This is a genomic window from Facilibium subflavum (assembly GCF_003574485.1).
Classification (GTDB): Bacteria; Pseudomonadota; Gammaproteobacteria; order Francisellales; family Francisellaceae; genus Facilibium; species Facilibium subflavum.
In genome coordinates, this window is the sequence record NZ_QLIT01000096.1 from 1 (window position 1) to 25,802 (window position 25,802).

Genomic DNA, 25,802 nt, shown 5'->3' on the forward strand with positions numbered 1-25,802 from the left:
TCTGGGGCATCAAATATCATTAAGCTTGAGGCTTGGGACTCAGGGTTATGCTCTTTGATAGCCGTTGTCATATCAACATATTGGGTTATATAATCTAAATCATTAAATGATTTGATAGATAATAGCAAAGCCCCAGACTGTTTCCATTCCACTTCTGGAACTCCCCAACGCGCCTCTTCTCTTAATACCCCTCGAAACAGATCATCTCCCCAATCATCACCTTCAGCCTCTCGAATTAATTGTTTATTCCACACGCTACTAAGGACAGACAAACTAATTTCAATCAATACCTGGTTATCAATGTCATCGCCATCAAATGATAAGCGAATAGTCTCAAAAGCAGTGTTTTGGTCGATAAGATCAAAGTCTGTCTGTAAAGCCTCATCAGGAAGAAAATCGTATTTATTGACATCATCTTGTGTAACTGGTTCCAAAGCATAAGCTAGAAAACCCGTTCCCCATACACCTTGGTGTGTTCCTCTTGTTGAGATCAGTAACCCTACATATGCCATCGCGATGGGAATAGCCATTACCATAATAGTTGAGCCTATATCTTTAAGTAGCTGTTTTGCGCCTAACAATTTAAGCTTTTGTGCTTGTAAGTTCGCAAGTTTATTCTGTGCGAGTTGCAGATCATTTACTTTGTTTGTTAAAGCTTTTTCTACCTTTGCATTCCATTTAGCGTCTAATTTCGAAGCTTGTTTTATACTGCTATTTAGATTATCTATTTTTTTACTGTATGTGCTTGCTTCTATCATTGCCTGTTGTTGTTTGATTGCCACTTTACTTACTTCATTATATGCTGCCGTACGTGCTCTTGATAATTTGTGTATTTCCTCTAGGTTATTTGTATTGACAACTTTAGATAGCTTTGCTTTTATCTCATTTAGTTGTGTCACCTTCGCATGCCTCTCAATACCTAGTTTCATTTGCTTAGACAAAGCACTTACATATTTTTTATCCACTATTTGTAACTCTTTTATCAAACTTCTTGCACCAGAATCAAATTGATTAGATAACTTACTGATTTGTTGATTCGCCGCGCTGATTTTTTTTTGTGTATTTTCAATCATTTTACTAATATTGGCACTTTTTCTGAGATGCCTAATTAAGTAATATGAACTAATCACACCTGCAACGCCTCCTGCTCCAGTAACGGCTATCCCCCATATAGAGTTTCCTGTCAAGCTATCACGGTAGTTTTCTAAGTCTTTTTCATGCTCACCAGCTGCTTTATTTCCTGTATAGCCATAAAAACCATAACTTCGATGGTGCGACGCAAGCTTAAAGTATAAACACTTATGATAGTCACTTGGACAGATACGGAAAAAAGCCTGTGCTTCTGGCACATCACGATCTTTAGAATAAAATCTATTCTTAAAAATATCTTCTGGATTCTCCAACATAGGTGTGTTTGGCGCAATATCACCTTCAAATGTTACAATTTCATCAGATGAAGTCCCTAAATATTCAACCGTATAGGGACTATTATTACTCACTGCAAATCCAGCAACTGAAGGTTGGCTGGTTTTGCCGAAATCATTAATCATATTAATATTCCCCCAAACCCCTTTGATCTCTGCAAAGCTCACACTTAAATACATGCTTAAAAACAAATAGCATAGTGCTTTTTTGATATTCATCTGGTTGTCCTCCGATCGAGCAATTTGGATAAGTTCCATACAAATATATTTAATTTAAAGATAGATTAACTTTCTGCGCTGTCAAAATTTCATCCTTTAGCACTTTGATGATAAGGCTTTTGTTGTGCGCTATTGATCTTTTTAACTTGCGAGAATATACATCTCATTTGCGTGATTGGTCATTCCAGTTAAGAGATTGACCATAAGTGCTTTTACATCTTAACCTGCTTCAACCTGTTTATACGGCTTTATCAAAAAATTGAATCCATATCTTTTTAGCATTTATCAGCTAAAGAAAAAATTAAAAATTCATTTTGCTGCACTGCAGAATAAAGAAATGTCTATATTTAACCTAGTTTACCTACACTAAACTATTAAGCGCACCTTAAGCAATAATGCTAAATTCCATGGTGTTTGCATTTAAAATAAACAGCTTCTATTTTTTAATATACTGCAATTGGAAATCCAGGATCAAATGGAGCAATTATCAAATGAGTGTGCTCAGACATAGCCAAACACCCCAGAAAAAGCAACGATACCATTGGCGTAAGGCATTATTTTATAGCTTTTTGTGCATTTTAACAGGATTTATCGAAACCGCCTTAGCTAAACAAAAACCACTAACCGTAGAAGTAATACCAACCACAGGACTGCTGCAAACTAGAATCCCTATCCAACCCTATCCAGTATTTTCTCTGATATCAAATGGTGCTGAGTTTTCATTTCTTGCCGGTAGTTATATCTATATGCCCAGTAATGATCCAGGCGGTTATAACTTTATTTCATTAGGTGGTACTAAAACACCTTTCCAAATTGATGATAAATACAATGTTACTTTTACCAACCTGCCGCAGGATGATGAAAGCCAATCACTTTCATTTTATCTAGATGATCCTCAGTTTTTAGAGCAGCATACCGCATTACAGATTGATAAAGACAAGCTTACCCTTTTTAGCACGCGTTATAAAATCAAATACACAGCCGGTATCACACCACTTACCCCCAAAGGTATTTATTCTTTTTACTTTGATGATTATGCCTATCCAACAGGCCAGCCACTTGTATCTGATACAATGGACAACACAGGCAACCAATATAATTTAATTGCCATTGAACATCACCAGACACATAACATCACTTTGCTTAAACATCACTATGAAGACCAAGATGGTATGGGTATTGGTCAGATTTATGCCCTTGGCAACAATGGTTTCTTATATGCGCTAAAATATGACCCAAGCACCGGTGGCCCAATCATTATCGGTGGGGTTGATGAGGATTTGAATTTTATTGGGAAGCGCTATATTATCAGCACGCAAGGCGATCAAAAATATAAGCTGAATACCCCAGTAAGTTTTATTCGGAAAGAAAAGACAGGATTTGACCCAGACCAAGATGGTTTTAAATATCATTTCTACGACGCAGGGATTTACCCAACACAAATCGATATTGCTAATGAGAGTGAGCGATATAAAGCCTATGAAATTCAAGCGGATATCGATGGAAAATGGCGAAATATTACACAGATAAAACAGTTTACCCCTGATGGTAATGAAAAAACCGCCTATCAAATCAGTTATCAAACTGAAAGCTTTGCTGCACCTGAAGATGTAAATCGAGTACAAAACCTTCAAAAATCAATCGATAATATTGACATCGTGACACAAATAAAAAAATACACGTATGGGCAATTACAATCCGTAAAAAACTATGGGATGACCGGTCGCTTGAATCGCCTTGTTCAAAAAGATGGTCACTACGATGATGATGCACCACCAAATAATACATCAAAGCCCATTGATGCTGATCCTGTATTAAATCAAGACTTACAAAGTTTCCCTGATACGATTGACAGTATGCTAGGACAATCAACACAAGGGATAAATGCCTTAATACGTGAGAATATTCAACATGAATATGCAGTAGCTTATTATCCAGGATTATTCCCTGATGATGCCTTTGATATTACAGGTAATATGGGGGCACAGCAGGCAGTGACTTTGTACTGCACTGGACCCCAACAGATTACTATGATAAAGATTATCAGATGCCAGGCCAAGTTACTGACTTTGAGTCTAAGCATCGTTATTTAGCCTTTAGTATGGTTGAATATCTGGATCAGGATAATAGTCTATCAGATGACACATCACATAAACCACGCAAAGTCACTCGATATAATCATTATGGTTTGCCTGTATTTATTTACCAATATAGCCCAACCACTGGGAAACTTATTTCTAAAAAAATTATTCAATATGGTAATGGCAGTGATATTACTGATGAAGCATTTCAAGAAAACCCTTTTGCCTATGACCTATCTATTAAAGATGTCAGTAAACTCTATAATAAGCCACGTAATATCTATACGGTCAGTATTCACTACCAAGGTGATCAAATGCAAACGAAAGCCACTTGGCGCCATTTAGAATATACAAGTTCAGGTTTGCCACTGTTAGAGCAGCGATATCAGCAAATATCCACAAACGACCATCCTGGCCAATATGAATATGAAGATCTGTCTCATGGTTTGGATGCGCTTGATACAAAAAAATATTTCCTTTTCTATGAAAAAGCTTATCAGTATCCAGATAAAACGGCAGATGTTCCTCTGCCTGGTGCGCTCTTTAAGCAGGAGACTGATCAAAAAGCGAAAATGAAAGCAAGAATTGTTGAAATTACCACATTAAAAGACCCGACGATACCGACTTTACAAGACAATCAAATTAAAAAGCAACAGGTTCTTTTGTATGATAACCAATATAACAAGGTATACTATCAACTAAAGCGGTTTGACGATCAACCCTATTTACTCATTGCCAAAGATTATTATAACCTGAATGACAGCTCTCCAACCCTTCCTGTAACCCACAAGCATTTTGGCATCACCCAGTTTCCAATACTGCCTTATCAAAAGTATGTTATCACACAATCCAGTGATATCGTCCAAAATCAAGGCCAAGGTGTTATGGGGAATCTTACACAATATGATTATGCCTTTTATTTCCATGATGACATTCAAGCGAATATAGAAAACCATCCAGAGGCATTTGAATATGCAAAAGATTTCTACAGTGGGGAGATGGCAACAACTCAAAAACACCAAGGCACACGTTATGTTAAAGAAGTGGATATGCCATGGGATAAGCTTGGTGTAGATATTATCAATCTTAGCCCCATGTACTTTTTTGATCAAACCCAAATTGACCCCATCTTTTCAGCTCAGCAAAAAATTCATGATTTAATTTATCATTTACCGCTACAGCAACGCAGTGTCAATGCCGATGGTAATGATTTAGGAAAGGTATATCGCTATCAAATTCCACTTATCAATGCTTCAGTGAGTTCGCCTTTAAAAGTATCAAAAGAACGACGATTGTTCCCCAAAGCAGATACCATGGAGAACAGTCAGAAAGTTGGCCGCAGTAAAGTGAAAAACGATGCCAATACTGCGACCACTTACCAAACAGTTCCTAATAGTGATCAAGGGGGATTAGGACCAGGAAATATTGACCTAGGTAGTGGTATGTCACTTAGCCAGTATATTCATGACAAACAATGCACATATCATGGAGCTGGACAATTAAGCGCGCCAGGCAATGTCAGCCGTGATATCTATCGTTGCCAGGTAAATATTTATGACAGACAAGGCCGTTTACTGGCTAAAGCAGATAATCATCACAATGTTAACCATGGTGGTTATTACATAACAGAGTCAAATGAATACTTTGATACCATGGTGGCCACACAACAAGATGATGTTGATACCCTGCCTGAAGTAATAAAAGGTCATACTTTCTATCAGATCCCCAACAAGGTAAAAATAAAGCACTATTATACCATTGACCCAAAAACACACAAACAAACGGAAAAAGGATTTATCCGTTACTATTATGATCAAACAGGAAAAGCTGTCTATCAACAATACTATTTGTTTATCGATGGTTCAGCACAGCAGGTTGCAGAAAAAGGATTTTTCCACCAGATTCCTCGCCAACAAGCGAACTTATTGCAAGGTAATATGCAAACGCAAGACTGGTCAGGTGTAATGTATTTTAATTTCTTAGGCCATAAGCAAGATCTGTTCCACCAGAATGTTGAATCTGACCAGGGCGACTTACCACAGCGCTTTCGTATCCACCAACAATGGTTGAGTAATGGGCTGACAAAATCCGTTAAGCTTTCAAGAAAACGCAAGCCCAATGATCCATTTACACCACACCAGGATGTTGTTATTGATCACGACCCATTAGGCTATGTAAAACAGATTCAGAAAAACTTATATGATGCTTCAAGTACCCTGTCAGCAACGAAAACAACAAGACAAGATTATGATCTTCATGGGCATGTACTGCACAGCACTAAAACCGTTTCACGAGATAAAGAAAAAACTGGATCTCAAGCAAATGGTTTATATTACTATTTTGATGGACTTGCAAGGCCTATTAAGGTGTGTAAATCTGCAGAAAAACAGGCAAAATGCCAGATAACTCAATATGATGCCCATGGTAATTTCATTCAAACAACGGATTGGGCAGGAAACAAAACGACCTATCGGTATGATTATGACAATACAGACTTACCAGGTGCTTTAACCCAGATAACCGTAACGCCAAATACAAATACTGCCGAAGGTGATTCAAAACAGTCCATACAGATTATTTATCATTATGAACAAGACCCCAATAGTGTCGATTACGGCAAAATACTTGAAGAAACACAACAGCAAGGCGAGAAAATAGTACGCCAAACCTATCATAGAGAATATTATCATGAAGTTAATACCACACAGCTTTTAAGAGAAACCGTTGGACTTATTGTCCAAAATAATTTAAATACTGATAAAGCACCAGAATATCTTATTCTAACACAGTATGACCCCTACGGGCGGATACAGTCAAAACGGGTCATACCGCAAGGCTGGCGCCAAGGTGCAGACAATGTTGCTATGAAACCTGGATTTAGTGAAACATTTACTTATCGTGATGATGTGGGCCATATGAATCAATTAGTAAAAAGCAGCTTATATCGCACAGGCATAGAAGGAGAAAATTATTTTATTGCTGCGTTTAACTATCAATATATTCCATATATAACAGCTGCTGATAACCTCACAAATATAGGGAAAGTTTCAACGGTTAGCTTGCAAACTAAAAAGCAAAGTACACAAGCTGATTTACAAAAAAATATTCGTTACTACAAACAAGGCCAAATACAAACACAAGGCCAGTATGAAGGCCACTATGCGCCAGCAGGCGAAATAGCATCGATTGCTTATGAGCGTTTAGATGATGCATTTCTGCCAACAACGATAGATCAGACTATCGAGTATTATTATAATGACTCAGCCAAAATATCCGAGCAGATATTCCAACAAACCACGGCAGATCTTGATAGTGCACAAAGCAGTATCCTTGCAAAACAATCTTATACTTATGATATATTGGGTAACTTAATTAAGGCGCAAACGCAAACAGCCGATAGTGATCTGGTTGAAAAGTTTTATTACAACAATCAAGACGACCCTGCCGCCGAAGTTATTGGTCTAGTGACTCGCTATGACAGAAATTCTGAGGCAACACGATATAAATATGGTGATGATCACCGTTTAACACATGTTAATAATGTGCTGATTGAATATGATCATAATGGCAACATGATCAAAGATATTCATGGTAATCAATATCAGTATAATGCGAACAACCAACTGGTTGGCTTTGATCGTAATATCCCTAATATGCCAGATTTAAAAGCAGATTATCTTTATAATCCAAAAGGCAAACGTGTGCAAAAAGCAATCCACTCAAATAATCAAAATCGTACAGTTAATTATGCATATGCGAAAGATAAATTAATTGCAGAACTTAACAATGACGATAATAAAGTCAATTACTACACTCCTAGATTACATATTCTACAAGATGATAGCGACAGATATACAATACACAACCGTTTTTTGTCAAAGCAAGGTGTTAGTCGATATATCATACAACAATTCACACTCTCTAAAAATAAATGGCAATATCAAAGCACACAGGATATGCTATATCGTGCTTTTGGGCAATACGGTACAACAAGCAGCGCCAATGAGCATAACCAGGCAACTGATGCAATAATACAACAAACAGCAAAAAAACCCACAGGCTATATGCTTTATCGAAATACTTATCAAGATCCAGAAACACAAGATTTGGTCATGGGTAATGGTTAGCGTTACTTTAAAAACAGCTATGGTATTGGGGTGTTTAACCAACCTGATCAAAATCTAAAGCAAGGATTTAACCTTTATACCTGGGGTGGTACAAAGCCAACCGATCCGATTAATTATACTGATCCATCAGGTAATGTATCTCTTTCACATTTAATGCTTAGTGGATTATTTTTCCTCAGTGGCTTACTGGAATTTGCAGCAGGCAATCTCCCTGGCGGTATCGCCGATGAAGTAGCTGCCGGGTTTGAACTGGATCAAGGTTTAACACAAAAAGGAGATAGTAAAAATGATTGGGCAAATTTTGGCTTGACTACATCTTTCATGATCTTTAGCGCAGTTCTTGACTATATGTTGATACAATCTATCGATGAGTCTTTTGTTAAGTTTCAACAAAATGAGTTCTTTGATGGTTATAAAGTAGGTAACCATGGTGGGCCAACAACCCACCCAATTAACTTTGATCAATTACCAGAAGATTTTCATAATGAAGGATGTCCAGTTTGTTTTGAAGAACTTAATAATGAGCAAAAACTAATCAAAGGAAATTCCAACCATTATTACCATAATAACTGTTATGGAAATGCCATCCGGTATACAGGAAAGGATCCACAGACAAATATGCAAATTCGACCAATTTTTCGTTTAAACAAAGGCTCCTACTTATCAAAGCTTAAACAGGTAATCATTGGTAAAGTTGAACCGGATTACGCTTTGTACGATAATAGCCTGCTTCAAAATTATTTTCGTCGCTATAAAAGAATACTGCTATTGCGTGCAATATCAGCAAGTATTATGGATGTGCCACATATGTTGATTAAACCACTACCTGACAACGATCAAGGCGATGAAAACTTTACAAACATTGCTGTAATAAACTCAATGGATGCATCCATTGTGTTGATCAAAATGTTTGTGTGGATGCTGCCATAATTTTTATGAATACCACAAAAAGCTTAAGCTGGTTCTTTTTGTGATATGAGCGCATCAATAATATGGTTTAATGTCATACTTGGACGCATCACTTTTGCTATTTCATCTGCACTTGGATGAAAATACCCGCCAACATCAACTGACTTACCCTGTACTTTATTTAGCTCTGCAACAATCTTATCTTCGTTGTCGATAAGATCTTTTGCCACTTGGCTAAATTTTTGCTTTAACTGCTGATCTTCATCTTGCTCAGCCAATGCCTTTGCCCAGTAAAGTGCCAGATAAAAGTGACTACCTCGGTTATCAAGCTCACCGACTTTGCGTGATGGTGATTTGTTATTATTTAAAAATTCACTATTGGCCTGATCGAGCGTCTTTGCCAATATAGCAATTTTTTTATCACCTGTTTTATTGGCCAGATCTTCAAGTGAAGCAGCTAATGCCAAAAACTCACCTAAAGAATCCCAGCGAAGGTGATTTTCTTTTAACAATTGCTGAACATGCTTTGGTGCAGAGCCACCGGCACCTGTTTCATATAAACCACCACCTGCTAAAAGTGGAACAATAGATAACATCTTCGCACTGGTACCCAACTCTAAAATCGGGAATAAATCAGTTAAATAATCACGTAACACGTTCCCTGTTACCGCAATCACATCTTTGCCTTCTTTAATTGCTTTTAAGCTAAAGCGTGTGGCATCAACCGGTGATAGAATCTGGATATCAAGGCCTGATGTATCATGATCCTGTAAATATGCTTTGACCTTTTGAATCAAGTTTCTATCATGCGCACGTTTGTCATCCAGCCAGAAAATTGTTGGTGATTTGGTTAATCGCGCACGTGTTACGGCAAGCTTTACCCAATCGCAAATGGCAACATCTTTTGTCTGACACATCCGCCAGATATCACCTTTTTCAACAACATGCTGTAATAACACATTACCTTCATTATCAACAACCTGTACTTGACCATTTTGTGTTATTTCAAATGTCTTATCATGTGAGCCATATTCTTCGGCCTTTTTCGCCATCAAACCGACATTGGCAACGCTACCCATTGTGGTTGGATCAAATGCACCATGTTCTTTACAAAAGTTGATGGTTTCCTGATAAACACCCGCATAGCTTCGATCTGGGATCATTGCTTTGGTATCATGTAATTTATTATCCGCACCCCACATTTTACCTGATGCGCGAATTGCCGCAGGCATTGAGGCATCAATAATCACATCATTAGGGACATGCAAGTTTGTGATGCCTTTATCTGAGTCAACCATTGCCAAAGATGCATTTGTTTGGTAAACCGCTTGAATATCATTTTCAATGGCCTTTTTCTGCGCTTCAGGTAAATCCTTAATCTTCGCATACACATCGCCAATACCGTTATTTGGATTGACACCAAGCTTTTCAAAAATATCAGCATATTTATCAAAAACCGCTTTGTAGTAAATACGCACGGCATGACCAAAAATAATAGGGTCAGAGACTTTCATCATTGTGGCCTTTAAATGTAGTGACAATAAAACACCTTGTTTTGTCGCATCGATGATTTGTGATTCAAAAAATGCATTAAGTGCTTTTGCAGACATTCTTGAGGCATCAATAACCTCATCTTTTTGCAAGGCTAAATCTTTTTTTAATACTTCTTTTTGTCCATTATCGGCAATAAATTCGATATTTACCTTACAATCACGTGAAACAATCACAGATTGTTCACTGCCATAAAAATCGCCTTCATCCATATGCGCAACATGTGACTGAGAGTCAGCTGACCATGAGCCCATTGAATGTGGGTGTTTTTTTGCATATTCTTTCACTGCTTTTGCCACACGACGGTCAGAATTACCCTCACGCAACACTGGATTTACTGCACTACCAAGCACTTTGGCATAACGTGATTGGATCTCTTTTTCTTTGTCATTTTGTGGTTTAACCGGATAATCAGGAATACGATAACCTTGTTCCTGCAACTCTTTAATCGCATTTTGTAATTGCGGAATTGATGCACTGATATTTGGCAATTTAATAATATTGGCTTTTGGTGTTTTTGCCAGCTCACCCAATAACGCTAAATCATCGCTTTGCTTTTGCACTAAATATTCTGGGAATTGTGCTAAAATCCGTGCAGCCAAAGAGATATCTTTTGTTTCTACTTCAATACCTGCAGGCTTGGTAAATGCTTCAATAATCGGTAATAAAGAATAGGTTGCCAGCATTGGGGCTTCATCTGTGTGTGTATAAATCAGCTTTGTGGTGCTCATAAACGCATGTTCCTTCTAAAAAATTTATTGAATTTTGGCAATATCATAACAAAAGATGCGCTTGTAGTATAACGAATGTTTGACTGAAAAGAATATCTTGTTATAATTTTCTGCAAATTCAAATTTCACAACCAACTTAATCTCAAAGTGTGCTACATTTTACAACAAATATATGCACAATGCTGTGATCAGCTCTGTAAAGATAAAGTAACCAAACGTGAGGAAACAATACATCATGGCACGTCCAGGTCTTTCTTATGAAGAAGTCGTCAAGGCAATTGACAAAATTATGGCGCAAGGTGAAAAGCCAACGATCAATAATGTCCGTGAGACAATTGGTCGCGGCAGCCCAACCACCATTAGTAAATTTTTAAAGCAATGGAAATCTGAAGCACAAGATAATAATACCCCTTTAGAACCTAAACAGACTGAGCTTGCTGTCGATGTGCAAATGGCGTCACCCAGCTCAGCCGCCACACAACAGACAACAAAAAATGAAAACATAAAGGACAATAACGGCATGCCAACAATCAATGATCCAATTATTCAAGCCTTGCTTGATAGCTCTGCCAATGCAAGTCATGACATCTTAAACACGATGTCTGATGAGTGGGGTGTGATCTTAAATGAGCAGAACATGGAAGTGAAAATCAAAAAATTATACGCAGCACTTGTCAAAGAACAAACACGCCGTGAGACAGCAGAAAAAGTCGCCAAAGAAGCAAAAAATTACGCGGATATCATCAAAGAGCAAACAAGCCAGCGTATTGCTGATTTACGTGATACCTTAGAAAGCCAAATCGCTTTTTTAAATGGGCAGATTCGCCAGTTAAAACGCGAATCTCAGGCCGATCTTGAGCATTACCGCAGTCAGCTTGAAAAGGCAAACTTAGCGCTAGCGGCACTTAAAAACAAATAATTTAATCTTGACTTCAATGATGCACTTTCTATTTGTGCGCATGCTTTTTAATAACGCCTCTTTAATTCTGTCATTTGTGAATCGGCAACAGAAAATAAACGCTTTTATTTCATGTGAGTTTTGTCTAACTTTATATTAGGACAAATCAGTGGAAGATTAACTTGATCAAGCTTGAGCGCTTTATCCAGCCAATTAAAGCAATGCGAAAACGCTACATCCCCTTATTAATGATTTATTTTGCCTATGGCTGTAGCATCTTCTCTGGAATTGGTGAGAGTTTCTTTGTGAAAGAACATTTAAACCTGTCAGCTGAAAGTTTATTAATGATTGGTGTCTGGTTAAGCCTACCTTGGAATATTAAAATGGTGTTTGGCCAATTTGTCGACAGCCTTCCTTTGTTTGGCTCACAGCGAAAGGCTTATGTTTACCTGGCAGCGCTTTTCATGATAACAGGTTCCTTATTAATGGCAGGCTTAGCCGGACGCTGGCCCATTGTTATAGGCCTTGGCAGTGATAACGCTTTATTTTTTGTTTCATCTTTATTCACCGTTTTAGGCGTTGTCTTACAAGATGTTGTGGCTGATGCTATGAGTGTCGAAGTGGTGAACAAAAAAGGCAAAACACAAGAACAAATCAATCAAGATCTTGGTATGGTACAATTGCTTGGGCGATTATCATTAACACTTGGTATGTTTTTGGTTGCAGGGCTAGGTGGCTGGCTTGCCGAGGTATTAAGCTATCAAAACCTTTTTCTATTAACCCTTATTATTCCAGCAATCAGTGTTACTGGCTGTTTATTTGTTCGATTAAATAAAGTCCCAATAAAACCGATCAATAAAACGATTTTCTTTGGGGGCATTATCTATGCAGGAATCGCGACAAGTATTGGCTTGATGCAAGTCCCATTCGCCCAGGAAATTATTTTTCTCATCTCACTGATTATCATTATCTATTTATTACATGTTATTATCAAAGAATTGCCACGCGATCTACTGGTGACGATGATCGCGGCCGCTTTATTAATTTTCCTTTTTCGTGCCGCACCTGCAGCAGGGCCTGCAGCACAATGGTTTATGATTGATATCCTTGGCTTTAACAAAGCTTTTTTTGGTAATCTTGCACAAATTGGTGCCTTTATGGCAATTCTTGGTATGTGGTTTTTTGCGCGTATTATTACTGAAAAGCCAATATGGGTTGTATTGTTTTGGATTACGGTAATCGGGTTTATCTTAGAGATGCCACTTATTGGTTTATACTATGGTTTACATGAGTGGACACTTGAACATTTTGGCTTTGGTGCACAGACAATTGCAATTATTGACAGTGCGGTATCTTCACCCTTTGCACAGCTTGCAATGATCCCGATGTTAGCACTTATTGCCCGTTATGCACCAAAGGGAAATGCTGCGACCTGGTTTGCTTTGATGGCAAGTTTTATGAATATTGCCCTAACCGCTGGCACCTTAATAAGCAAATATTTAAACAAAATCTTTATCGTTACCCGACAAATAAATGATATTAATGGTGATATTTTAGTACATGCTGATTACACACAACTTGGCTGGCTTTTGATTAGCGCTGCAGCTATTGGCCTTATCATGCCTTTATCGGCAATCTTTATCTATTACTATTGCCATAAGGAAAAATCAAAGCGTCTGCCGATAGCGCTTAATACAGACAACCCCAATAATCAAACCAAACAATAAAATCGGCCAGATACTTGACCATAGAATCATAAAATCATTGCCCTTTAACACAATCCCACGAATAATACGTAAATAGTGGGTTAAGGGTAAAAAATTACCGATGACCTGCGCCCAGTTTGGCATGCCATAAAATGGAAACATAAATCCTGATAATAGGATTGATGGCAAGAAAAAGAAAAATGTCATCTGCATGGCCTGAAGCTGGGTCTTGGCAATCGTTGAAAAGGTAATCCCAACCAGCAAGTTTGCAATAATAAAGGGTAAAGTCATCAGCATCAATAAAACGATACTGCCATAAATTGGCACATTGAAAAGCCAGAATGCCGCCAATAAAATCAATAATAACTGCGTATAGCCCACAAGAATATAAGGCGTGATTTTCCCTAAGATTACCTCTAAGGGTCGTAAAGGTGTTGCCAGTAATGACTCCATGGTGCCTTGCTCATATTCACGTGTAATGGCAAGCCCTGTGACCATGACAAGTGTCATTGTAAGAATAACCCCTGCTAAACCTGGGACAATATTGTATTGTGTCACTTTTTCAGGATTATATTTATTGTGAACGATCACATTAAATGCCGCGGGTTTTGTTTGCAGGTAAAAAAGGCCATGGCCTTGAAAATAACGCGTAAATACATGTAAAGAGAGATAGTTTAAAGCCTCAATTGCACCACCTGCTGCAGAGGGGTCGGTACCATCTGTCGTTAACAAAATACTTGGGTGCTGATTTTTAATCATTCTTCTTGTAAAATCAGCTGGAATCTGAATAATAAACTGCACCTTTGACTGTTTCATCAATTGATTTGCCTGCGATAAAGATATGTCTTTGTATTGAATATCAAAGTATCTGGTATTCTGCACGGCGCTGATAAGGGTTCTTATTTCTGGCGAGTTATCCTGGTTTATTAATACGGTAGGTAAGTGCTTTGGATTGGTATTAATCGCAAAGCCAAATAAAATCAACTGAATCAGTGGAATGCCTATAACCATACCAATGGTTAAACGATCGCGCATCATATGAAGAAATTCCTTGATGACAATTGAGATATAGCGAGAAATACTAAAATAGCGATTCATGCAAAATTATCCTGATTTTGTTGCATCAAATGAATAAATACATCCTCTAGTGATGGATTTATTTTCTTCCACTCATAGCCTGATTGAAAACGCGCAACAACCGCTTGTATATCATCTTTTATCAAAGCACTGACATGAAGATCCAAACCAAAAGATGAGATTTGTGTAATCTTTGGATCATCCAATAATGCTTCAGAGAGTTTTGATAATTGGCGTCCACGTACCTGCCAGGTTTGAATACCTGCCTTATCAATAATCTCTTGACAGCTTCCCTTGGCTAACAAGTTACCATAAGCAATATAAGCAAGCTTACTGCAACGCTCAGCCTCATCCATATAATGCGTACTTACCAACGTTGTCACACCTTTTGAGGCCAGATGAAATATCTCATCCCAAAAATCACGCCTTGCTTTAGGATCAACACCGGCAGTCGGCTCATCCAACAAAAGCAATTGCGGGTCATGAATGGTAGCAACCCCCAATGCCAAACGTTGCTTCCAACCACCTGATAAGGTCCCGGCTAATTGACTTTTTCGCGCCTGGCCCATTTCTAACTGATCAATCATTTCCAATGCTTTTTGTTTAGGGTTTTTGACCCCAAAAAGCCTGGCAAAAAAACGCAGATTTTCCTCCACCGATAAATCACCATAAAGGCTAAATTTCTGTGTCATATAGCCGACTTTTTGTTTAATTTTCCAGGCCTCAGTCATAATATCATATCCAAGGCAAGACCCTTGACCTGCATCAATCGGCAGTAATCCACAGATCATTCGAATCGTCGTTGTTTTCCCTGAACCATTTGGCCCTAAAAAGCCATAGATATCCCCTTTATTTACCTGAAGATCAACCCCATTGACGACTTTTTTATCATAGAAGCTTTTGGTTAATCCTTTTACATTAATTACAAATTCACTCACCATGATCTCCAGATAAATAAACGCTCACAGGTTGTCCTGGGTGCCAATTGTTTTGGCTTTGATTTGTGGGTATTGCCTCAATTTTAAAGCTTAAATCACGACGCGTGGATTTACTATAAACCACCGGAGGTGTATATTCTGCAGAAGGTGAAATATAATCGATTTTTGCTTTATATGGATGATCAACACCATCAACAGAGAAATAGATCACATCTCCTAGTTTGAATTGCGAAAGTATCGGCTGTGGAACATAAAAAACAAGCTTTATCTGGTCAGGAACCAATAAGGCGACAACGGGTTGAAATTCCTGCACTTGCTCACCTGGCCAATAAAAGGTATCAAACACCATCGCATCAACAGGAGATGTAACCGTTGTTTGCTCGAGCATCCATTTTGCATTTTCCTCGTTTTTTTGTGCGGATTTTACTCGCTCAAGGGCTGCATTAATCTGTTTATCACGCGCGGCCAACTGATACGCCTTTAAATTTGCCTCTAGGTTTAAAAGCTGCTGCTTGGATTGTTTATATTGACTGTCATATAAATCATACTCCTGTTGTGAAATATCGTTGCTTTGTAACAGTTTTGCCGCACGTTGATATTGTTTCTCTAAATAGACCAAATTGGCTTTTTCTTTTTTAATCTGCGCCTGAACCTGCTCAATATAAGGCTCGCGTTTACCTGTTAGCAAATCCTCATAATTACTCTGATTGGATTTTGTTTGAAATACAGAAGCTTCATATTGAAGCTTATAAGCAGTTGGATCAATCACAAATAAAGTTTGTCCTTTTTTGACTTTTTGCCCCTTGCTCACGACAAGATCGATTAATCTTCCTGAAACCCGTTGTGGTGAAATATAACTAAGGTTTGCTTCAATATAGCCAGGAATCTCAACTGTTTTTGTCCGGTTTTGATACCAGAAAAACACGCAAACTAGCAATAACACAATAAGTATGGCAATCCCGATAAAAACTTTTTTAAATCCCTTGGCCAACTTTATCTCCTTATTTTTACGCTATACCACCTGTAAATTACAAAGCATCTTCATGCATCATTAACAACGATTACCACTGGATATATCCATCACACCTGCTATGATAAAAAGCACACTGTGATTTATCTATAATTATGGACTATTGATTATGTATATAACAAGGACAATTATTCGATATGTTTTCCAGGTATATCTCTTTTATCAAAAGTTTCGCTGATACAAACAATATGCTACACAGATTCCCTTAAAAGCGATCATACGGCATAATAAGTTACCACATACAAGTAAGTAAAACACAACACAGCAAGGAGAATTAATAATGAAAAATAAATCACTGGTATTAGCAACTGCTTTGTCACTTGGTTTATCAGTCAGCGCAATGGCTGATCAATCGAACTTTCAAAGCCAGGATATGCAAAATGGTTATAATAATGATCACACATCCATGAAAGCTGACAGTGGCCGATGTGGTGCTAAAGATGCCAATGGCAGCTGTGGCGCTAAAGACGCAAATGGCAGCTGTGGTGCACAATCTATGGATGATCAAGACAATGACCATCAATCAAAAGACACCCATAAAAACAACCTGGACAAATCAGCATCTGATAGTCAACAAGCAAAAGATGGCAGTGGAAAGTGTGGCACCGGGGAATGCGGTGCTGGCAAGTGTGGCGCTGGTGTATGCGCAGGCAGTGACGATACATCAGATTAATGTTTAACATGTTAAATAAAACGGATAAAGGCTTAGGGCTTCGCCCTGAATTTATCCATGCGCTTCTTGAGATACAAAACTCAGGTGTTGATTTTGTTGAAATTGCGCCTGAGAACTGGATAAAAGTTGGCGGCAAAAGACAGATGCTGCTGCAACAATATACAGAAGTATTTCCTGTTGTCCTGCACGGGCTTTGCCTGTCAATTGGCGGGCCTATGCCAATCGATATTTCATTTGTGCAAGAAATTAAACAGTTTATGGATCGCTACCATATAGACGTTTATAGCGAACACTTAAGCTATTGTAATGATGCACAGGGATATTTATACGATTTACTACCTATTCCTTTTACCAAGGAGGCAGTAGACTACGTCAGCCAGCGCATAAAACAGGTACAGGACATTCTTGAGCGCCCGCTTATTCTTGAGAATGCCTCCTATTATGCTGCACCTGAACAGCAGATGTCTGAGATTGAATTTATTAATGCCATTGTTACAGAAACCAAATGTCAGATACTGCTTGATGTTAACAATGTCTATGTCAATAGCATCAACCACAATTATGATGCCAAGCATTTTCTTGATCAATTGCCAAGTAGCCATATTCATTATATTCATATCGCAGGACATAAACGCCAATCACATGATTTAATTATCGACACCCATGGTGATAAAGTGATTGATGATGTCTGGCAGCTTTTGCAATACACCTACCAGCGACATGGCTTATTTCCGACACTCTTAGAGCGTGATTTCAATATCCCGCCATTAACAGCGCTATTTGATGAATTGCAAGAAATCAGCAGAATTCAACAAACAGTAAAAATAAGCGAGTATGCCTGAATGCCTTCTTCAAAAACGCTTCTTCAAGCCCAACATAAATTCACGCAAAACATCCGCAAGCAATGTATAAAACATCCTATCCAAGGTGTAACAGAAGAAAGAATGCAACTTTATCAAAAGCTTGTTTATAACAATATTGAAGGGGTTATTCGCCGCACTTTCCCAATAACCATAAGCATTTTATCCCAACCTCAATGGCATGATTTAATAAAATCATTTTTAGCCAAATATCCCGCCAAAAGCCCATTTTTCTGTGAATTGTCAAAACAGTTTGTCGAGTATATTACTGGAGTTGAAAACTCGATGCTCGCCTACCCCTTTTTACAAGAGCTTATCCATTATGAATGGCTTGAGCTTGCCGTTGAGATCAGTCAAAATGTACAGCAAAAAACTGCATCGTTAACACTTAATGATAGATTAACGTTAGCACCAAGTGCTAAGCTTGGGGTTTATCAATACCCTGTCCATCAAATCTCCCCTGATTTTTTGCCAGAAAAACCAGGCGATCAACCTGTTTTTTTGCTTGTTTATCAAGATGCATCATTTGCTGTTCAATTTATACAGCTAAACCTTATTAGTGCTTATCTTGCAGAGATATTACAACAACCACAAACCTTGCAGCAGGCGCTTAACACCATTGCTGATAATCTACAGATTAATTATGATGCCACTTACGTAAAAAACGCACAATCCCTCTGTTTGTCATGGATTAAAAAGAATATACTGATCAAAGTTTAAAATGATTTATGGGCAATACATAAACCTTATTTCTAGCGACAGGTTTGCGTTATATTTTAATCAAATCCTTTAATTCGCACTTTGGGCACTCAATTCTCACAAGTTTTGAACGAGCAGTTTTCCCTTTTACTATGCTCACCTGCGCTTTTGTTACCCCAAACCACTTAGCCAATGCCGCAATTAACGCTTCATTGGCTTTACCATCCACAGGTGCCGCTTTTAATGCGATTTTAACCGCATCACCATGGTAACCCAATAACTGATTTGTTTTTGAATTGGGCTTAATATGCACACTAAAGGTAATTACTTCTTTCTCTGTCGCCACAAATGGTTTCACTTTTTTATGCAGTTTCACCCAGTGCTTTAATATGCTCTGGTAAGCGCGCATTCTCACCATACATAAAATGGTTTTTCATATTTTCAGAATATCGACTGGCCTCGACTGTTAAACCGACACTTTCAGCTACCTGTCTAATTAACATCGGCGAGGCACCACAACAAACGCCCAAATAATTCACCCCCAAATCATAGGCTTTTTTCGCAAAATCACTAATCTCATAGCGGTTACATAACAATGGATCAAGGGCTGTTGGAAATGTACGGCCATGTGGCGATGGGCAAGTGCAGTGCCCATCAGATAGATTAAAGAACGTTGGCTCATTTTGGGTTGTGCGATAAGGTACAGGTAATGCCGCCATATGACATGATACCGCATCACGGATTTTATAAAGCCATGGCAGCATTGTCTCAGGGCCACGAAAACAGTTCAAACCAACGACATCTGCACCTTGTTTTTCCAACTCAACACAAGTCTCAACTATCCCTAATCCATCCATCATCTTATTTTGTGCCATCGGTGCCAGTGTAATCACTACAGGTAAACCAGTTTCTTTTGCAATTTCCAGTGCAGCAAAGGCTTCCCCTGCATAATAAAAGGTCTCACCAATAATCATATCAGCACTTTCTTCTTTCGCCCAGGTTACCATCTCTTTAAACATTCGTCTGACTTCATCTTGTGCTTGCTTATTATTTGGATCCCAAATATTAGAGTTTGAAATATTGCCTGCCATCAAATTACCTGGCTTTGCCAAAGCCACTTTTTTGGCGATTTTAAGTGCTGAGCGATTCAATGGTTCAAGTAAATGTTCCTTGCCAATAACGCGCATTTTCTCACGATGACCATTGTAAGTGAACGCTTCAACGATGTCTGACCCTGCATGCTGGAACTCTTTATGCAAGTTCTCTAAAATCTCTGGATGCTCAAGTGCGACCTCTGGAACAAACTCACCGGCAGTTAAATAGCCACGGCGTTCAAGTTCGAATAAAAAGCCTTCAGCACAGATTAAAGGACCTTTATTTAAGCGATCAACTAGCAAATTCATTTTTCACCTCCTGGGTTATCCATTAGCACAATAAAAAGATGGCATGTCAATCAAGATAAATTTTTTGATTAACACTAATACAATTTACACTGATGATAAAGCTAAATGCAAGGGGATTAGTTCTTGTATGATTTCCAAAGACAAACATCCGACACTTATAGAAGAAGGAATAATAACATTTTTATGAACAAAATTGTCTATATATCCCTACTAAAAGGTCTAACTCTTGTCTTCCACGAGTACTTTTAAACTATATTCGTCTTTTGAAATAAAAGTTAAAGTATACCAAGAAATATAAAAGGCATATCGATGAAAACTTTTTGCTCTCCTTGATATTAACGCTTTCACCCATTTTTCAACTTCCCTTTTATCCATGGCACTATCAATTCTATTAGCCAGCTTGTAAACTTTTTTCCAAACTGATTTTGATTCTCCCGAAATGCTCATATTCCAAATGGCAATGCAAAAATCTAACGTTAGTTTTTCTTGTTGGGCTGTACTGCACTTGCGAAGCTCTGGCATAGCGTATTCCAAAACAATTTGAGAGTATTTTTTATTGTGAGGCGATTGTTGTGAATTTTTCTTGAACACAATGATCAAGTTTTCAACCACGCTAACAGTAAACAAATAGCTTAAAGCAAATAAAGAAGGGATCGTGTAATAGCCTATATAAAAAGCTGGGAAACACACAACAATTACCAAACTAATATTTGCTAAAAGGCTAGCTTTGGAAAAATGGCAAGAAAACTCCTGCCTAAGTGCTTTAAACATTTTAGCCAAAATAACAATTGTTAGTACGATAAAAGCCAACATGCAAGTCAATAAAATATATATCAACCAATGAAACTTCAACGAGAACCATGATAGCGCAATGATAAAAATATAAACTAACACTTTTTTAATCCCTGTTTTCTATTTTTTTGGAAAGACCGACCCCTTAAAAACCTTTGCTACATTACCTTAGTAGCATGAAAACCCAAAGCAGAACCTTTAAAACCGATAAAAATCACCGAGATTTTTAAGCTGACCATTTTGACGGATTTCAAAACCAAGTGCTGATTGACCATTAAACTTGCCTACCTGACCAATTGACTGGTGTTGATTAACATCTTGACCTTCTTTAACATCAAGTTGATTCAAATCGTTATAGGCAGATATATAGCCATTGCCATGATCGATAATCACCATCTTACCATAACCACCCATGCCCACACCGGCATAAAGAATTTTACCTTTTGCAGCAGCAAGTACCGCCTGTCCTTGTGTTGTATTAATGGCTAGTTGTTCGGCTTTATCTGGTTTATCAAACTGACCTTTATCCGCTAAAGGCCAAGCCCAGCTAATTTTATCAACTGTCATACCTGAAGGTATTGAAGCTGTAACAGTCTGTACTGATGTCGGCTGAGCTGACTTGGTTGGGCTTATTTTATGTGTATCGGATTGGACTGGTGTTTTATGCGTATTAGTTACTTTACTATCGAGATTTGCTTTTGTTGTTTCTGTTTTTTGCGTTATTTCGCTTGCCTGTACTTTATTTTGCGCTTTAATTTCTTCTGTATGTTGCTTTGTCGTGCTTTTCACACGCTGTGTTGAGGCTGTGTGTGTTGTTTTTTTCTGGTTAGCAGATGGATATAAATAAATTTTCTCACCAACATAAATCAAACTGGGTTCTTTGATATCATTCCACTGTTGCAAATCTGCCATTGAAACGTTAAATCTTTGTGCAATTGAGCCTAAAGAGTCACCTCTTTGAACGATATAAACCTGCTTACTCAGCGTCGATGAACCACCTTGCAGATCATCATATTGCGCATGCGACAACGCCTCTACCGGCTTTTGGTTTTTCGTTTCTACACTTTTATTGGCTGTTACATGAGATATTGGGGCTGCATTTTCATCAATCACAGGTATGCTATTATCTTGCTCGCCCGTCTTAGTATCAGCTGTGTTTTCAGTTGTCAATGACATATTATCTGGCTGTTTTACCTCTTGTGGTTCCACGGTTACCTTGTCACCTGCACGCCAGACTTTCTCGCCTGGTAAGGGAGCAACACGTATTTTATCACCCGGTGAGAGTAAATAAGGTGACGGTAAATGATTCCAAAGAATTAATGTCCGCTCAGTTACATTAAATTGTTGTGAAACATGATAAAGCGTATCACCTTCTTGAACAACATAATACGTCGTATTCGTTTGAATACTTTTTACAGGCGCAGGGGCTTGTTTTGCATTAAAGAAACGATTGATTGAAGCACAGCTTGATAGCAACCCCACCATGGGTACAATCCATAACAGCTTTTTTTTCATCACACTACCCTTTGTTTAAACTTTTGTTTTCAACATCGTCATTATTTTTTGAACCATCTGCTGGGTATTATAATTTGAAAGCGCTGAAATAAAAAAGTAAGGTTTGCTTTTATCCCAGCCAATGTCATCGATAATCTGCTCGCATTTCGCAGTAACATCATCTTCTTCCAGTTGATCTATTTTATTAAGCACCAACCAGCGCGGTTTATTATACAGCGCCTGACTATAAGCCTTAAGTTCAGCTTCAACCTTATGATAGTTTTCCACCGGATCTGAGCCATCTGGTGGCGCAATATCAATTAAATGTAATATACATTTTGTTCGTGTTAAATGCTTCAAGAACTTCAAACCAAGTCCTGCACCATGTGAAGCACCTTCAATAACACCAGGAATATCTGCAATAACAAAACTATCACTATATCCCACACGAACCACCCCTAAATTTGGATACATCGTCGTAAATGGGTAATCAGCCACTTTTGGCTTTGCTGCTGACACACTGCGGATAAGCGTTGATTTACCCGCATTAGGTAAACCTAAAAGCCCGACATCTGCCAAGAGTTTCAGCTCAAGCCGAACCTCATACATTTGCCCTTCCTCACCATAGGTAAACTGTCTTGGTGCCTGATTCGTGCTGCTTTTAAAATGCGTATTCCCAATGCCTCGACGACCACCTTGCGCAAGTTTTAGCACATCGCCATGGCGTAAAACCTCACCCATTTTTTGGTGTGTTACATTATCATAGGCAACCGTTCCAACAGGGACAATTAAATAAAGATCTTCACCATTTTTTCCGGCACACTTTCGCCCTTGTCCTGGCTGACCATTCTTTGCCTGGTAATTACGTTGGTAACGATAGTCAATCAATGTATTAATACTTTCATCTGCTTGAATAAACACACTGCCACCATGACCACCATCGCCACCATCTGGCCCACCTTTTGGTACATATTTTTCCCGGCGAAAACTCACACAACCATTGCCACCTTTACCGGCTTGAACCGTTATAACGGCCTCATCTACAAACTTCACAACAACCCTTTTTTATTTTTTCTGCTGAAATCATATTTTATGGTCTCTATGATCGAATAATTTTATCTAAATGTACAGAAAAAAGCGTCTATACATACGTGGATTGATAACAACCTAAATTTTTTAAAAATGATGTGCGCTTTAAAATCATCAACAGTGCTGTTTGAATGTGTTCCTCACTATCGTGTCCTTCAAAGTCAACAAAAAAAATGCACTCCCATGCACGTGATCGAGAGGGTCTTGACTCAATTTTTGTCATGTTAATTCCATTATCTGACAAACATGATAACACCTGGACAAGCGCATTTGGCTTATCAAGGGTGGCAAAAACAATGGATGTTTTATATCTTTTCTCCGGGTCAAATGCAAGTTCCAAGGCTTGCCTGCCAAGTAAAAAAAAGCGCGTATAATTAAATGATTCATCTTCAAAGTGATAACGAAGAATATCTAAGCCATAGGTTTTTGCCGCTAACTCACTGGCAATTGCACCTTCATTATTTACTTTTTTTTCAGCAATATACTTCGCCGCACCTGCGGTATCACTAAAACGTTTTGGCACAAGAGATAGCTGCTGAATAGATTTTTGGCACTGCGATAAAGCCTGCTCATGAGATCGCACCTCACAAATATCTTCAAGCTTGACTCCCTTATTAGCAAGAAGACAATGTTGTACTTTTAAAACAATTTCCTGATGGATACAAAGGTTATATTTTAATAATGCATCATAGGCACTAATAACACTACCGGCAACTGAATTTTCAACCGGCAACATGACCAAATCACTTTTATGCTCACTCACATAACTTAAAGCATGCTCAAAACTAGAACAAGGTTGTGTGTTTATTTTTTCATTTATAAAATAACGTTGAATCGCCTGTTCTGAGTAAGCACCATGCTCGCCTTGAAAGGCAATATGAAGGCTCATAAATACTCCTTAAAAAAACGCGCCAGCATTCGCTGACAATGTGCATATAAATTTGGATAACCTTGCGCATTTTGTTTTAATGGGTTTTGCCATGGGGTATAAAAAATCGAAGCAGTAAAGGCATATACCGTATGATCTAATAATGTAGGCTCATTATTAAAAAAATAATCCTGATCACCTAATGCATCAGATAAAGCCTTAAGATCCTGGTCTGCCAACTGATAAATTTGTACACTTGTATGGCGCCCTATCCCGTGGCCATCTAGTTGTTTAATGACATTTTTTGTCATCACTTTTAGAATCATCTTAAATAAAAAACCAGGCATATTGCTTTGTGATGAGAGATCTTTTTTCCAGGTATTGCCTGTATTGTTATCTACCCAGCGGCTATAAACAAGCGCCCAGTATAAATGCTCTTCACAAAGTCTGCCAAAGGCTTGTGTTTGTGCTTTTTGTATATCGCTAAGCGCTTTTTGCATGGGCGTATGGCTGTCTTTTTCAAGCATTGTGATAATAAAGCCACTATCTGAATAATAACGATTATTATAATAAACATAAGGCATCTTTGATGTCGGCGATTTACGCATATCAATCGTTCCATGCTTTTGATACGTAAGTGATTGTGCTTTTAAATAACTCTCAAGCTTCATACAAAAGGGGCTGACGTTTGGCAAGCCATACATAGCTGGAAACTGGTATAAATCAATCATCAATCATCCTTATTCTTATCATCTTTGGATTGCCTGAAATGATTTAACTCAATAACATTATTATGAGATTTGCGTCCTGTGACATGATTAGCATCTAGAGGACTAACGGCACTATCATCAGAAATCACGCGATTAAAGCACTTGCCTGTAAATTGTAAAACGGCTTTAAAACGATCAGCACCATTAATCGTGTAATCAAAACTGTACTCCCGGAAAAAGCAAACAGCACCAACGGCACCATGGCTTCTGATTAATTTTATTTTCGTCAAACAAACCGTATCATCCAGCAACAATACATCCCACTGTTTGCATATCTTAACCGCTCTGGCAATTGCAATCTCACGTGCATGCATCATATTTTTCCATGTTAAAATAATGATGATTAACACAATAATAATAACAAGCGCTATACTTAAACTCATTCTTGTACTTTGATCAATTAGCATTTTTCCATTATACTCCGAAGCCATTGCTTTAAAAGCGCTAACCTGACTATTTTGAA

Annotated in this window: 21 protein-coding genes; 8 read left to right on the forward strand and 13 right to left on the reverse strand. The window is 38.2% G+C overall.

All coding sequences use genetic code 11. The features are described 5' to 3' along the window. Positions 1 to 1,643 (reverse strand): hypothetical protein (locus DNK84_RS06460; RefSeq protein ID WP_162902273.1); only part of this gene is annotated, 1,643 nt, incomplete at its 3' end. A gap of 491 nt (positions 1,644 to 2,134) precedes the next feature. Between DNK84_RS06460 and DNK84_RS06465 the strand changes: the two genes are divergently transcribed. The 3 genes from DNK84_RS06465 to DNK84_RS06475 are packed head-to-tail and all read left to right on the forward strand — an operon-like array spanning position 2,135 to position 8,781. After that, complete coding sequence (locus DNK84_RS06465) at positions 2,135 to 3,736, forward strand: hypothetical protein (protein WP_119343732.1); 1,602 nt, start codon at positions 2,135 to 2,137, stop codon at positions 3,734 to 3,736. Then, a complete protein-coding gene (locus tag DNK84_RS06470; RefSeq protein ID WP_119343733.1) occupies positions 3,691 to 7,851 on the forward strand; it encodes an RHS repeat domain-containing protein in 4,161 nt (1,386 codons plus the stop codon). The genes DNK84_RS06465 and DNK84_RS06470 overlap by 46 nt, the downstream gene beginning before the upstream one ends. A gap of 30 nt (positions 7,852 to 7,881) precedes the next feature. Further along, a complete protein-coding gene (locus DNK84_RS06475; RefSeq protein ID WP_119343734.1) occupies positions 7,882 to 8,781 on the forward strand; it encodes an RING finger protein in 900 nt (299 codons plus the stop codon). Between the two features lie 23 nt (positions 8,782 to 8,804). On the opposite strand, the gene DNK84_RS06480 is transcribed toward DNK84_RS06475, so the two are convergent. Beyond that, positions 8,805 to 11,042 carry an NADP-dependent isocitrate dehydrogenase gene (locus tag DNK84_RS06480; RefSeq protein ID WP_119343735.1) on the reverse strand — a complete coding sequence of 746 codons (2,238 nt, stop codon included), beginning with the start codon at positions 11,040 to 11,042 and terminating at the stop codon, positions 8,805 to 8,807. A 235-nt stretch (positions 11,043 to 11,277) separates the two neighbouring features. Here DNK84_RS06480 and DNK84_RS06485 point away from each other — a divergent pair, with 235 nt between their 5' ends. Further along, positions 11,278 to 11,961: a DNA-binding protein gene (locus DNK84_RS06485; protein WP_119343736.1), complete on the forward strand. Its 684-nt coding sequence runs from the start codon at positions 11,278 to 11,280 to the stop codon at positions 11,959 to 11,961. Positions 11,962 to 12,122: 161 nt separating this feature from the next. Next, on the forward strand, positions 12,123 to 13,667 hold the full coding sequence (locus DNK84_RS06490; RefSeq protein WP_119343737.1) for an MFS transporter: 1,545 nt from the start codon (positions 12,123 to 12,125) through the stop codon (positions 13,665 to 13,667). On the opposite strand, the gene DNK84_RS06495 is transcribed toward DNK84_RS06490, so the two are convergent. From DNK84_RS06495 to DNK84_RS06505, 3 genes are read right to left on the reverse strand one after another with little or no spacing between them, the layout of a single operon-like run. After that, complete coding sequence (locus DNK84_RS06495; protein ID WP_119343738.1) at positions 13,608 to 14,744, reverse strand: ABC transporter permease; 1,137 nt, start codon at positions 14,742 to 14,744, stop codon at positions 13,608 to 13,610. The genes DNK84_RS06490 and DNK84_RS06495 overlap by 60 nt on opposite strands. Next, positions 14,741 to 15,661: an ABC transporter ATP-binding protein gene (locus tag DNK84_RS06500; RefSeq protein ID WP_407920610.1), complete on the reverse strand. Its 921-nt coding sequence runs from the start codon at positions 15,659 to 15,661 to the stop codon at positions 14,741 to 14,743. Before DNK84_RS06500 ends, DNK84_RS06495 begins: the two co-directional genes overlap by 4 nt. Next, a complete protein-coding gene (locus DNK84_RS06505) occupies positions 15,654 to 16,652 on the reverse strand; it encodes an HlyD family secretion protein (RefSeq protein WP_119343740.1) in 999 nt (332 codons plus the stop codon). The genes DNK84_RS06500 and DNK84_RS06505 overlap by 8 nt, the downstream gene beginning before the upstream one ends. 319 nt (positions 16,653 to 16,971) lie before the next feature. On the opposite strand from DNK84_RS06505, the gene DNK84_RS06510 reads away from it, so the two are divergent. From DNK84_RS06510 to DNK84_RS06520, 3 genes are read left to right on the forward strand one after another with little or no spacing between them, the layout of a single operon-like run. Further along, positions 16,972 to 17,364: a hypothetical protein gene (locus DNK84_RS06510; RefSeq protein ID WP_119343741.1), complete on the forward strand. Its 393-nt coding sequence runs from the start codon at positions 16,972 to 16,974 to the stop codon at positions 17,362 to 17,364. A gap of 8 nt (positions 17,365 to 17,372) precedes the next feature. Then, entirely contained in the window at positions 17,373 to 18,206 is an 834-nt protein-coding gene (locus DNK84_RS06515; protein ID WP_235826844.1) for an HvfB family MNIO-type RiPP peptide maturase, read from the forward strand. After that, a complete protein-coding gene (locus DNK84_RS06520) occupies positions 18,207 to 18,944 on the forward strand; it encodes an HvfC family RiPP maturation protein (protein ID WP_119343743.1) in 738 nt (245 codons plus the stop codon). 49 nt (positions 18,945 to 18,993) lie between these two features. Here DNK84_RS06520 and DNK84_RS06525 read toward each other — a convergent pair whose 3' ends face one another. The 8 genes from DNK84_RS06525 to DNK84_RS06560 form a co-directional block, all read right to left on the reverse strand. Next, entirely contained in the window at positions 18,994 to 19,269 is a 276-nt protein-coding gene (locus DNK84_RS06525) for a DUF167 domain-containing protein (protein ID WP_208123268.1), read from the reverse strand. Between the two features lie 16 nt (positions 19,270 to 19,285). Next, positions 19,286 to 20,326, reverse strand: coding sequence for a homocysteine S-methyltransferase family protein (locus DNK84_RS06530; RefSeq protein WP_119343745.1), 1,041 nt, complete (start codon positions 20,324 to 20,326; stop codon positions 19,286 to 19,288). A gap of 219 nt (positions 20,327 to 20,545) precedes the next feature. Continuing rightward, the gene (locus DNK84_RS06535) at positions 20,546 to 21,220 is read right to left on the reverse strand and encodes a hypothetical protein (RefSeq protein ID WP_162902274.1); all 675 of its coding nucleotides are present in this window, start codon (positions 21,218 to 21,220) and stop codon (positions 20,546 to 20,548) included. A gap of 96 nt (positions 21,221 to 21,316) precedes the next feature. Further along, complete coding sequence (locus DNK84_RS06540) at positions 21,317 to 22,633, reverse strand: LysM peptidoglycan-binding domain-containing protein (RefSeq protein ID WP_119343747.1); 1,317 nt, start codon at positions 22,631 to 22,633, stop codon at positions 21,317 to 21,319. 15 nt (positions 22,634 to 22,648) lie between these two features. Further along, complete coding sequence (cgtA, locus tag DNK84_RS06545; protein WP_119343748.1) at positions 22,649 to 23,665, reverse strand: Obg family GTPase CgtA; 1,017 nt, start codon at positions 23,663 to 23,665, stop codon at positions 22,649 to 22,651. An 88-nt stretch (positions 23,666 to 23,753) separates the two neighbouring features. After that, positions 23,754 to 24,590: a prephenate dehydratase gene (locus DNK84_RS06550; protein ID WP_119343749.1), complete on the reverse strand. Its 837-nt coding sequence runs from the start codon at positions 24,588 to 24,590 to the stop codon at positions 23,754 to 23,756. After that, the gene (locus DNK84_RS06555; RefSeq protein WP_119343750.1) at positions 24,587 to 25,300 is read right to left on the reverse strand and encodes a glutathione S-transferase family protein; all 714 of its coding nucleotides are present in this window, start codon (positions 25,298 to 25,300) and stop codon (positions 24,587 to 24,589) included. Before DNK84_RS06555 ends, DNK84_RS06550 begins: the two co-directional genes overlap by 4 nt. Next, on the reverse strand, positions 25,300 to 25,722 hold the full coding sequence (locus DNK84_RS06560; protein ID WP_162902275.1) for a DUF3301 domain-containing protein: 423 nt from the start codon (positions 25,720 to 25,722) through the stop codon (positions 25,300 to 25,302). The genes DNK84_RS06555 and DNK84_RS06560 overlap by 1 nt, the downstream gene beginning before the upstream one ends. Positions 25,723 to 25,802 lie beyond the last annotated feature (80 nt).